Annotated in this window: 11 protein-coding genes; 5 read left to right on the forward strand and 6 right to left on the reverse strand. The window is 64.5% G+C overall.

Translation table 11 applies throughout. The features are described 5' to 3' along the window. Positions 1 to 164 precede the first annotated feature (164 nt). Positions 165 to 2,828 (forward strand): pyruvate, phosphate dikinase, encoded by a 2,664-nt coding sequence (gene ppdK / locus IEX32_RS07710; RefSeq protein ID WP_188770144.1) that lies wholly within the window; start codon positions 165 to 167, stop codon positions 2,826 to 2,828. A 21-nt stretch (positions 2,829 to 2,849) separates the two neighbouring features. Here the strand turns inward: ppdK and IEX32_RS07715 are convergent, their stop codons facing one another. After that, positions 2,850 to 3,608 carry a class I SAM-dependent methyltransferase gene (locus IEX32_RS07715; protein ID WP_188770146.1) on the reverse strand — a complete coding sequence of 253 codons (759 nt, stop codon included), beginning with the start codon at positions 3,606 to 3,608 and terminating at the stop codon, positions 2,850 to 2,852. 73 nt (positions 3,609 to 3,681) lie between these two features. Between IEX32_RS07715 and IEX32_RS21000 the strand changes: the two genes are divergently transcribed. The 4 genes from IEX32_RS21000 (at position 3,682) to IEX32_RS07730 (ending at position 5,968) form a co-directional block, all read left to right on the forward strand. Further along, entirely contained in the window at positions 3,682 to 4,107 is a 426-nt protein-coding gene (locus tag IEX32_RS21000) for a ComF family protein (protein WP_308421032.1), read from the forward strand. Between the two features lie 13 nt (positions 4,108 to 4,120). Further along, entirely contained in the window at positions 4,121 to 4,417 is a 297-nt protein-coding gene (locus IEX32_RS21005) for a ComF family protein (protein ID WP_308421034.1), read from the forward strand. A 361-nt stretch (positions 4,418 to 4,778) separates the two neighbouring features. Then, positions 4,779 to 5,153 (forward strand): phosphoribosyl-AMP cyclohydrolase, encoded by a 375-nt coding sequence (gene hisI / locus IEX32_RS07725; protein WP_188770148.1) that lies wholly within the window; start codon positions 4,779 to 4,781, stop codon positions 5,151 to 5,153. Between the two features lie 101 nt (positions 5,154 to 5,254). After that, a complete protein-coding gene (locus IEX32_RS07730; RefSeq protein ID WP_188770151.1) occupies positions 5,255 to 5,968 on the forward strand; it encodes a DUF4760 domain-containing protein in 714 nt (237 codons plus the stop codon). On the opposite strand, the gene IEX32_RS07735 is transcribed toward IEX32_RS07730, so the two are convergent. The 5 genes from IEX32_RS07735 to IEX32_RS07755 all read right to left on the reverse strand — a co-directional run bounded on the left by IEX32_RS07735 (position 5,961) and on the right by IEX32_RS07755 (position 11,593). Next, positions 5,961 to 6,677 (reverse strand): dienelactone hydrolase family protein, encoded by a 717-nt coding sequence (locus tag IEX32_RS07735; protein WP_188770153.1) that lies wholly within the window; start codon positions 6,675 to 6,677, stop codon positions 5,961 to 5,963. The genes IEX32_RS07730 and IEX32_RS07735 overlap by 8 nt on opposite strands. Next, positions 6,674 to 7,591, reverse strand: coding sequence for a cysteine synthase A (gene cysK, locus IEX32_RS07740; RefSeq protein ID WP_188770155.1), 918 nt, complete (start codon positions 7,589 to 7,591; stop codon positions 6,674 to 6,676). The genes IEX32_RS07735 and cysK overlap by 4 nt, the downstream gene beginning before the upstream one ends. After that, a complete protein-coding gene (locus tag IEX32_RS07745) occupies positions 7,581 to 8,858 on the reverse strand; it encodes an MFS transporter (protein WP_188770158.1) in 1,278 nt (425 codons plus the stop codon). Before IEX32_RS07745 ends, cysK begins: the two co-directional genes overlap by 11 nt. Before the next feature lie 55 nt (positions 8,859 to 8,913). Further along, positions 8,914 to 11,094, reverse strand: coding sequence for a TonB-dependent receptor (locus tag IEX32_RS07750; protein WP_188770160.1), 2,181 nt, complete (start codon positions 11,092 to 11,094; stop codon positions 8,914 to 8,916). A gap of 160 nt (positions 11,095 to 11,254) precedes the next feature. Next, entirely contained in the window at positions 11,255 to 11,593 is a 339-nt protein-coding gene (locus tag IEX32_RS07755) for a PilZ domain-containing protein (RefSeq protein WP_188770162.1), read from the reverse strand. Between the last annotated feature and the right edge of the window lie 45 nt (positions 11,594 to 11,638).

Below are 11,638 nucleotides of genomic sequence, written 5' to 3' on the forward strand. Positions count from 1 at the left end.
CGTTCGGGCCGTCAGTCTGTGTCGAGAGATGGACCCTGAAACAAGTTCAGGGTGACGAGTCCGGCGGCGCGAACGCCGGCCCAAGGTGACAGGGGACTTTTCCCCGTTTGAACCGTGCAAACTGTGTAAACCGTGTAAACTTAGACAGGGAAGTCAAGGGATAGATGAACAGGCAGGTCTACACCTTCGGCGGCGGCGTCAAGCATGACGATCCGCGCGCCCGCGACAAGGTCATCACCGGCGGCAAGGGCGCGAACCTTGCCGAAATGGCGGAAATCGGCCTGCCCGTGCCTCCCGGCTTTACCATCACGACCGAACAGTGCGTGAAGTACCTCGCCGAACGCGGCCATTTCACCGACGCCGTGCGCGCCGAAGTCGCCGAGGCGCTGACGCACATCGAGAAGACCGTCGGCAAAAGCTTCGGCTCGGCGGCGGACCCGCTGCTGGTCTCGGTCCGCTCGGGCGCGCGCGTCTCGATGCCGGGCATGATGGACACCGTGCTCAACCTCGGCCTCAACGACGAGACGGTCGAGGGGCTGGCGAAGACCTCCGGCGATGAGCGCTTTGCCTGGGACTCCTACCGCCGCTTCATCCAGATGTATTCCGACGTCGTCCTCGGCGTCGAGCACCACCTGTTCGAGGAGGTGCTGGAGATCGTCAAGGAAGACAACGGCTACATGAACGACGTGGAGCTGACCGCCGATGACTGGCGCAAGATCGTCGCGCAGTACAAGGGCATCGTCGAAGGCGAACTGGGCCATGCGTTCCCGCAGGACGTGAACGAACAGCTCTGGGGCGCGATCCGCGCCGTGTTCGACAGCTGGGATTCGGACCGCGCCAAGGTCTATCGCCGCCTCAATGACATTCCGGGGGACTGGGGCACGGCGGTCAACGTCCAGGCCATGGTCTTCGGCAACATGGGCGACACGTCGGCTACGGGCGTCGCCTTCACCCGCGACCCGGCGACCGGCGAGAAGGCCTATTACGGCGAATGGCTGGTCAATGCGCAGGGCGAGGACGTCGTCGCCGGCATCCGCACCCCGCAGTACCTGACGAGGGCCGCCCGCGAGCGCGCCGGCGCCAAGCCGCTGTCGATGGAAGAGGCCATGCCGGCGGCCTATGCCGAACTCGCGGCGGTCTTCGACCTGCTCGAAAAGCACTACCGCGACATGCAGGACATCGAGTTCACGGTAGAGCGCGGCAAGCTGTGGATGCTGCAGACCCGCTCGGGCAAGCGTACCGCCAAGGCCGCGCTCAAGATGGCGGTGGACATGGTGGGCGAGGGCCTGATCGACGAAAAGACCGCGATCCGGCGCGTGGACCCCATGGCGCTCGACCAGCTCCTTCACCCGATGCTTGATCCCAAGGCGCCGCGCGACATTCTCGGGCGCGGCCTGCCCGCGTCGCCGGGCGCGGCATCGGGCGCGATCGTGCTCGACGCAGATACCGCCGAGAAACACGCCGCGCTGGGCGAGGCGGTGATCCTCGTGCGCGTCGAGACCTCGCCCGAGGACATCCACGGGATGCATGCGGCGAAGGGCATCCTTACCGCGCGCGGCGGCATGACCAGCCACGCGGCGGTCGTGGCGCGCGGCATGGGGCGTCCTTGCGTCTCGGGCGCGTCGGGCCTGTCGATCGACATCAAGACGCGCACACTGCGCATGGGCAGGCGCGAGCTGAAGGAAGGCGACGTCATCACGCTCGACGGCGCCAGCGGCGACATCATGGCCGGTGAAGTGCCGACGATCGAGCCCGAACTCGCCGGCGATTTCGCCACCCTGATGGTGTGGGCGGACAAGCACCGGCGGATGAAAGTGCGCACCAATGCCGAGACACCGGCGGACTGCCGCATGGCGCGCCAGTTCGGTGCCGAAGGCATCGGCCTGTGCCGCACGGAGCACATGTTCTTCGAGGCAGGCCGCATCTCGGCCGTGCGCCAGATGATCCTCGCTGAAGAGGAAGCCGGCCGCCGCGCGGCGCTGGAAAAGCTGCTGCCCGAACAGCGCGCTGACTTTCACGCGATCTTCGAGGTCATGGCCGGCCTGCCGGTCACCATCCGCCTGCTCGACCCGCCGCTGCACGAGTTCCTGCCGCACGGCGATGCCGAGTTCGCCGAGCTTTCCGAGGCGATCGGCATCGGGGCGGACACGCTCAAGCGCCGCGCGGACGAGCTGCACGAAATGAACCCGATGCTCGGCCACCGGGGTTGCCGCCTCGGCATCACCTATCCCGAGATCTACGAAATGCAGGCCCGCGCCATTTTTGAAGCGGCCTGCGACGTGGCGGAGGCCTCGGGAGATGCACCGGTGCCGGAAGTGATGATCCCGCTGGTGGCGACCAAGCGTGAGTTGCAGATCCTCAGGAAGCTCGTCGACGAGACTGCCGCCAGGGTTTTCGAAGAAAAGGGCCGCACGCTCGAATACATGGTGGGCACCATGATCGAGTTGCCGCGCGCCGCGCTCATGGCCGCCGAGATCGCCGAGGAGGCCAGGTTCTTCTCATTCGGCACCAACGACCTCACCCAGACGACACTTGGTGTCAGTCGCGACGATGCCGCGCGCTTCCTCAGCCCCTATGTCGAGAAGGGCATCTACCCGCGCGATCCGTTCGTCAGCCTCGATATCGAGGGTGTGGGCCAGCTCGTGACCATGGGCGCCGAGCGCGGTCGGGCCGCACAGCCGGACCTCAAGCTTGGCATCTGCGGCGAGCATGGCGGCGATCCGGCCTCGATCGCGTTCTGCGAAAAGACCGGTCTCGACTATGTCAGCGCCTCGCCATACCGGGTGCCGATCGCGCGACTGGCGGCGGCGCAGGCGGCTCTGGGCTGATCTGCTCTTTCGGGCTGGGGCTCAGCGCCGCCAGCCCGAAAGCGTCAGGATCTCGAAAGTTTCGAGCGTCCGCCCGTCCTTGCCCGCAGCCGCGAAGGCCTCGCGGGCGCGGGCATACGCGGCCTTGCCGAGAACCGGGCCGGCGTCGGCAAGGACGTTGCTGTGTCCTTGCGCCCGCAAATCGCTGACGAGCCGTTCGAGGCTGCGGAAGGCGACATTGACGGGCCGCTGGTCGATGACCGGGTCGGCGAAAAGGGTGCGCTGCAGGAGCTGGCCGCCGGCGCGCACGTCGACCGCCGGGTGCAGGCGCGGCGCGGGACGCTCGGCGTCTGCGGTGAGCATCACCCCGCGCAGCGTCGGCAAGCTTCCGGCCGCCATGAAGCTGGCGATCATCATGCCGCCCGCCGCCAGTGCGTTGCGGATGTGGATCAGCGCACCCGGCAGGTCGTTCACGGTGTCGAGCGTGCCGAGGCTGACGATCAGGTCGAACCCTCCGAAGGGATAGGGCGATTCCTCGTCGAAGCCGTGTCCCGGCTCGGCTTCCGTTACGTCGACGCCTCGGGCCGACAGGGACCGGGGCAGATCGCCGGTCCAGTCACCGATCACCAGCGCCCGGCCGGGATCGCAGCGCAGGAAGGCGAGACGTTCGAGAACGTCCTCGATCATGTCCTCGACCAGATAGCGCGGCGCGTCGGGCGCGGACTGCAGCGCGAGCATGCGCCGCCTTGCCGCCAGACGGCGGGCAGGGGAGAAGATGCGGGGGGGAGCGTTGCCGGCCATGCCCGCTCCCTGCCGTGTCCCCGCCCGTCACGCAACAGCTTGTCGGTGCGCGTTTACGGTCTAGGATCGCACGATGGGCCTGTCCGCCGCTTTCGCGCCGCTCGTCGATCTCGTCTTCCCGCCGCGCTGCCCCTTGTGCGGTGCGGCTATCGCGTCGCAGACCGGCCTTTGCCCGCAGTGCTGGAGTGCGCTCGCCGTTCCCGGAGAGCCTGCCTGCGCCAGTTGCAGCCGTCCGTTCGGCGATGGCATCCCGGATGGAGCAATCTGCGCGCCGTGCCTTGCGGAGCCACCGCGCCATGACGGCATCGCCGCCGCGACGCTCTACAACGATGCTTCGCGCAAGCTGGTGCTCTCGCTCAAGCACGGGAACCGGATTTCGCTGGCACCGATGATGGCTGGCATGATGGCGACGAAACTGCCATTTCTCGACGAGGGCTGGATCATCGCTCCGGTTCCCCTCCATCGCTGGCGGATATGGAGGCGCGGTTACAAACAGTGAACTCGCGCGGGCCATCTGCAAGGCCTGTGACGCAAGGCTCGTCGTGGACCTGCTGGAGCGCAAGAGGCCCACGCCTTCGTTGGGGGGCTTGGGCAAGCGGGCGCGCAAGCGTGTTCTTTCGGGGGCGATCGGTGTGAACCCCCGGCGACGCGACGATATCAGGGGAGCGAAGATCGTCCTGGTGGACGACGTGCTGACCAGCGGAGCGACCAGTGATGCCTGTGTTCGCAGCCTGAAGCGTGCCGGCGCGGCCCAGGTCGTGATCGCATGCTTCTCACGCGTTCTCGACGAAGCGCGGGATCTGGTCTGAACGACGATCTGGTATCGCCCGATACGAAAACGCCCGGGCCTTTCGGCTCCGGGCGTCCTCGTGACGAAACTCCTGGACCCTGCTTTCGCAGTTCGGCCGCACCCCTGCATGCAGCCTGGCCTGATCCCTCAAGTCTGCTAATCGGTCCGCTCGGCGACCTCCGATCGGCAATTCCCTGAACCGTGGCGCTTGTGTGTCAGCGACCTTTAGGTCAGAAACAGCCCTCCGGCTGCAGTGGCAGAGTCTTACGAAATGCCGATGATGGGAAGTCCATTTCCTTCGCGGCGTGGATTTTGCTCATCAGCTGTGGTTATCATGCAACATTCACATCCTGTTATAGAGGGAAAGGGAAATCTCCGGCATGTCAGACGTCTCATCCGCGGAACGAGAATGCGGCAAGGCCTTCCTGCCCAAATTCGATTCCCAAGGCCTGCTGATCGCGATTGCCGTCGATTCGGAGACCAAGGATATCCTTATGGTCGCCTATATGGATGAAGAGGCACTGGCGAAGACGCGCGAGACCGGACTGGCCCATTTCCATTCGCGCTCACGCGGCAGGCTCTGGCTGAAGGGCGAGACTTCCGGGCATTTCCTGCGCGTTCAGGAAATGCGCGTGGATTGCGACCAGGATGCGCTGATTCTGCTGGTAAAGCCCGAAGGCCCCGCTTGCCACACCGGCGCGCGAAGCTGTTTCTATCGCAGGCTGGACGGGGAAGACCTTGAACCGATTGCGTAACCGGCGGCGACGCGACTTGAAAGACGTGCTTGTTTCGCTTACGTTCCCAATCTAGGAGAATGATCATGCGCGGCCCATACGACCTTTTCTGACGCGTTACGGTGCGAAGATTTCTTCAGCGCCGGTCGCCGCGCAATTCGCATTATCGCAGCTTTTCATGGTTCTGGCCCAGGGCGCTTTTCATTGCGGCCCTGTTCGTTCTGGTTGCGGGCTGGCTCGCGGCACTATTGCTGAAAGCCCATTCACTGCTGCCGGGATTGATAACCGGTTCGGTCGCGGCCGCCTCCATCGTCTTCAGCTTGGCCCGTGCGCGCGAGAATGCACGTGATCAGTACACGCTCGACCTGATTGCGCGGCGTTTCGACGACGGCGACTATGCCTCGAACGTACGGATGAGCAGCGTCCTTACGCGATCAGGCAAGGTCACTCACGAGACCGGTCTCAAAGATCTGTTCGCGCTGGAATGGAAAACCGGCGCCGATCCCGAGAATCCGGCCCATGCGATGAATGCGGCCTATGCAATTATTCCGGTCCTCAACTATTGGGAGCACGTCTGCACCGCCTACGTGGATGACCGTATAAACCGCCAGATATTCGAGGATCTTGTCCAGGACCTGATTCGCGAGCTCGTCTCGCGCTACGCGGTTGTGATCGGAGACATGCGCGCTGAGGATGAGACGAACATCGAACATCTTTGCGCGGTCTGGTTCGTGATCGCGACCGACGCCGAGCGGTCTCTACATTGCGCGAGGCTGGGGCCGGTGCCGAAACGGCTATGTTCCGATGACCAGTGGCGGTGGGAACAGCTCAACTAAACGTGCCGAGCACTTCGTCAAGAAAGGCGATCATCGCAGCCCAGCTCTGGCGGTCCGCGCTGGCATCGTACTTCACCGCGTCCAACCCGCGCTCGTCGCTGCCCGGATCGGTAAAGCCGTGCCGGACATCGCCGTAGGAGTGGAAATGCCAGTCGGCGCCGGCCGTGTCCATTTCCTCCCAGAACGCCGTGACCTGTTCGCGCGGGACGAGCGGGTCCGCATCGCCATGGCAGACAAGGATGCGTGCCTTGATGCTGTCCGGCAGCGCGGGCGCGGCCGTATTGAGCAGACCGTGAAAGCTGACCACTGCGGCGAGATTCTGCTCATCGCGCGCGGCTTCGAGGACCGCCTGTCCGCCCATGCAGTAGCCGATGCCGAACATTGTCAATCCACCGGCGTCCGGCAAGGCGCGCAAGGCGGTGATAGCTGCGGCACACCGTGCACGATAATGGCCATTGTCAGCGCGCAGCTTCTCCGCGAGCGGGCGAGCGGCTTCGAAGTCGGGGACGGGCTCGCCATAGAAGTCGGCGACCATCGCCAGATATCCGAGATCCGCCAGCATCCGCGCGCGTCGTTCCACTGGTGCGTTGACGTTGGCGATGGTGGGAAAGATGGCGGCGACCGCCCGGGGCGAACCTGACGGCCGGGCGAGCCAGCCCGTCAGGTTCACGCCCGCATGCGAATAGGCAACGGCTTCCAATCCGCTCATTCAGGCAGAAATTCCGGTACAGACAAGTACCGCTCGCCAGTGTCGTAGTTGAAACCGAGAATGCGCGCTCCGGCGGGCAGGTCCTTGAGCTTTTGCGAAATTGCCGCCAGCGTCGCGCCGGAACTGATGCCGACCAGCATGCCTTCCAGCCTGGCGCACTGGCGTGCCCATTCCTTGGCATCGACGGGATCGACCTGAATCGCGCCGTCGATCGACTTCGTGTGCAGGTTTGAGGGAATGAAGCCCGCGCCTATACCCTGGATCGGGTGCGGACCGGGCTGTCCGCCCGAAATCACCGGCGAAAGCGTCGGCTCCACGGCATAGGCTTTCAAGCCGGGCCATTTGGCCTTGAGCGTTTCCGCGCAGGCGGTGAGGTGGCCGCCGGTGCCGACACCGGTGATCAGGACATCGAACGGCGCGTCGGCAAAGTCGGCAAGGATCTCCTGCGCGGTCGTGCGCACGTGGATCTCGACGTTGGCCGGGTTGTCAAACTGCTGGGGCATCCATGCACCGGGCGTGGTTTCGACCAACTCCCGGGCGCGCTCAATCGCACCCTTCATGCCCTTTTCCTTGGGCGTGAGATCGAAGGTCGCACCATAGGCGAGCATCAGGCGTCGCCGCTCGACCGACATCGATTCAGGCATGACCAGGATCAGCTTGTAACCCTTGACCGCCGCCACCATGGCGAGGCCGATGCCGGTATTGCCGGATGTCGGCTCGATGATCACGCCGCCGGGCTTGAGGCTGCCATCGGCCTCGGCGGCTTCGATCATCGAAAGACCGATGCGGTCCTTGATCGACCCGCCCGGATTGGCGCGCTCGGCCTTCACCCATACCTCATGGTCGGGAAACAGGCGTGAGAGGCGGATGTGCGGCGTATTGCCGATCGTGGCGAGAATGCTTTCAGCCTTCATGCACTGGCTCCCTCTGACGGTACTGTGGCGCGAATGTACGGGCATGGCGGATTTCGGGAAACAGCCATGCCCAGACGGCGGTAATGACTATGGCACCGGCGCCGCCGAAAACAACCGCCCAGCTTGCGCCGAGGATAGCGGCAGCCACGCCGGACTGCATTTCTCCCAGTTCGTTCGATGCCGAAACCGCGACGCCGGAAATCGCCGATACTCTTCCGCGTACGTCATCCGGCGTGTTGAGCTGGATGAGCGAGCTGCGGATGAAGACCGAAACCATGTCCGCGGCACCCAGCAGGCCCAGGAAGCCGAGCGAGAGCCAGTAGTTCCACGAAAGCCCGAAGGCGATGGTCGCCGCGCCATAGGCACCCACCGCCAGGAGCATCTTGACGCCGACATTGGAACTCAACGGCCGGAAGGCGAGAACGAGCGCGACGATGGCAGCGCCGAAAGCCGGCGCCGCGCGCATCGGGCCGAGCCCTTCCGGGCCGACCTGCAGGATGTCCCGGGCAAAGACCGGCAACAGCGCGGTTGCCCCACCGAGCAGGACCGCGAAGAGGTCGAGTGTGATGCAGCCGAGCAGGAAGCGTTCGTGCCAGACGAAATGGAAGCCGCGAATGATCTGACGGACCGGATGCGCATTGCGGGCCTCCGGATTGGGCGGAGGCAGATTGCGGATTGCCAGGACGCTTGCCGTCGCGAGCACGATCAGGACGAGCGACGTCCAGTAGGGCGTGGCTCGATCGTATGCGAACAGGAAACCGTAGGTAGCCGGACCGATGACGGTCCCGGCCTGCCAGGCGATCGAATTGAAGGCGATCGCTCGCGGGATCAGGGCGGCCGGCACCACGTTGGGCGCGATGGCATTCATGGCAGGACCGACGAACACCCGCGCGCTGCCGTGAAGCGCGGCAAAGGTGAAGAGCAGCGGCAGGCTGTGAACCTCGAGCGCGGTGGAGATGCCCAGCCCGCAGGCAATGAAAAGGTCAATGCACATCGCGGCAGCCGCGACCTTGCGCCGGTCGAACATGTCGGCGACCACGCCGGCGATCGGTGTCAGCAGGAAAATCGGCAGGAACTGGACCAGCCCCAGGAGGCCCAGTTGCAGCGATGCCTGGGAAATCGACATGCCGTATTCACTGCGGGCCACATCGTAGAGCTGATAGCCGATGATGACCACCATCCCCGTGGTGGCGATGACGGATGTGAACCGGGCGAACCAGAACCTGCGGTAGTCTGGAATACGAAGAGGAGAGGACGGCGTGCTCACGCCGGACGCATGGCATCGCCGCCTCACCTTGCCAAGTCGGTCGTTTGTTTTGGGATCAGAAGCTGAATTTGGTCGTCAGGCGCACGTCGCGTCCGGCAATCGGCACGAAGTCTCTCGTGAACGAGGCCGAGCGCCGACCGACGACATCGAAAAGATTGTTGGCGGCAAGTATGACAGTGACGGGACCGTCCTCGCCGAGCGGATGCCAATCGGCATTCAGGTTCACCAGGGTGAATGCGTCCGTGGGGTTTTCGAATGCACCCACGCGGTCCTGGCTGGCGTTCCACTCAACTTCAGCGCGAAGGTTCAGGTCCCCGAGCCTGAGATCGCTGCCGCCGCGAATGCGAAGCGGCGGGATCCGCGGCACGGGGCCGAGGTTCTTGATCCGCGCATGCGTATAGTCCGCAGCCGCATCGAAGCGGAGAGATCCGCCGTCCCATCCAAATGCTTCGACGCTGCCGGACGCCTCGAAGCCTTTGAAGACGGCATCGACACCGGTATACTGGTAGACCGGCTGCTCTTCGCGAACCTCTCCGGTGGCGAGCGGGGCGATGTAGTTGTCGAAATCGGTATAGTAGCCCGTCAGCGACAGGTCGAATTTGGGAGATCCGAAGCGGACGTAGGCTTCAAACCCGTTGCTGCGCTCGATGCCGAGCGTCCTGTCGCCCACCTCGTAGGACTGCGTCGCTATGTGGATGCCGTCGCTCAGGAGTTCCTCGGGCGAGGGGGCGCGGGCACCGTGAACATAGTTGGCGCCGAGGCTGAACCCGCCGTCCGATTTCCAGGCAGCGCCGACAGCACCGGACCAGAGATCGAAGTCTTTGCTGTAGTCTGCGCCGCGAGAACTGATGCGGGCCTGATCGTAACGGCCCGATGCATCGATGCTGAAACCGCCGCCCGGTTCGAATGACTGGAGCGTGAAAAAGCCCAGCCGCTCGATGTCATAGTCCGGCACGACCGCTTCCGGCCCGGTGACGGTGAGGCTGCGCCACAGATACTGCACGCCGCTGCGTCCGCGCCAGCCCGCACGGTTTGCCTGGACAAGATCGCCGCGCGCTTCCAGACCTTCGCCTTCGAAGACCGTCCCGGTTTCTTCTCCTTCATATTCGACGTGACGATAATCGGCGTAGGCCCCCCGGACCTGGAAGCTGTCGAAGAAACCGCCTAGCTTGACTTCCCCACGCAAGTCGAAGCGATCCTGGACGAGGTCGATGGTGACCGGTTCCTCGCCATGTTCATGGCCGCCTTCCTCGCCTTCTTCCTCTTCGTCGTGATGTTCGGTCGCGGGCCGGGCCGGCACGCCATAACGCGTGTCGTAGCGCTGATAGGAAATTCCAAGGCTTCCGCCGGCGTCGATGAAGGCAAGGCCTGCCCCGATCGTCGAGGTCCGCGCGGCGGAGTTCGGGATCCGTCCCTTGCGGCCGGCTGCCTCCTCCAGTTCGTCCGCTTCGCCGGCTTCTCCCTCGCCGCGCAGTTCCGCCGCGGATTCCAGCATCTCGGCCCGCAACGCCTTCGAATAGACGTGGCCTCCGATCCTGAGATCGTCGCTCTTGCGCCAGGACCCGTCGACATGGGCGACGAAACGATCGCCAAGGGGAACGTCGAGTGCGCCGCTCAGGGCGCGCTCGTCCGCGGCCGTGCCGTAGCTGCCGATGGCGGTACCCGTGATGGAGCCGGGCACCTGACGGGGGATGCGCTTGTCGAGCGCATTGACGGCGCCGCCTATGGCATTGCCGCCGAACAGCAGCACCGAAGGGCCATGATAGACGTCGATGTGATCGACGGTCAGGGCGTCGAAGACGACAGCGTGGTCGACAGAGACATTCGAGGCATCGAGCGAGCCGATGCCATCGGTCAGCACGCTGACGCGATCACCGCTGAAGCCGCGCAGAACCGGACGCGAAGCGCCGGGAGAGAAACTGGTCGAAGACACGCCGGGCAACGAGTTCAGGATTTCGCCGATTTGCGCACGCGTGCTGCTGACGAGCGCATCGCCGGAGATCGTTCCGGTGGCGGCAAGAAGTCCGAAATCCGTGGGCGGGTGCCCGACGACCACGATCTCGCTGGCCGCCGGGCGGTCATGCGGCGAATCGTGCGCGGATGTCCTGGATGAGGACGGGGCGGAATTTTCCGTCTCGTCAGGCTGGGTCTGTGCGCCAGCGGGAACGGCAGTTGTGCCGGCGATGAGTGAGGCGGAGCCCAGAAGGGCGGCGAATCGTAAGGAGCGTGACAACATGCGGCTCCGCTACAAGTAATGATATAATATATCAATACTGCTTCGGTCGCTTCCTACTGCTTCAGTCGCATACTTGCGTGCGGCGCGCAAAGTGTGCCCATCAGGCAACGCACGGGGCGTGACCCGGACGGTCCGCGAGGAAGAAGCCCGAAGCCGCCGTTCAACGACGAGGGCGCAGGCGCGGGTTGGGCTGGAGCGTGTCGATGAGCTTGAGGAAGTCGTCGATGCGGATGATTCGCTCGAACTGGAAACCGGCGCGGCCCTCATGCGACCAGATCAGGTGCGCTTCGATCCGGCCGATGACCGGCAGGCGCATGACAAGCCGCTCACCGCGTTCCAGGCCGAGTTCGCCCTCGGTCATGAACCCCTGCGCGGAGATATTGACGATATGCAGATGGACGTCGCCAAACTGGCGATGCTCGCCGATTACAGCGTAGTCCACGGGATGGCGCGCTGCGCGACGCTTGTCGGTTACAGTGAGCTGTGCGCCGGAGCCCATCGTGTGCTGCCTCTGCCTGGTTTCTGGAATTGGCAGAATGAAGCC

Source organism: Novosphingobium endophyticum (assembly GCF_014640675.1).
Taxonomy (GTDB): domain Bacteria; phylum Pseudomonadota; class Alphaproteobacteria; order Sphingomonadales; family Sphingomonadaceae; genus Novosphingobium; species Novosphingobium endophyticum.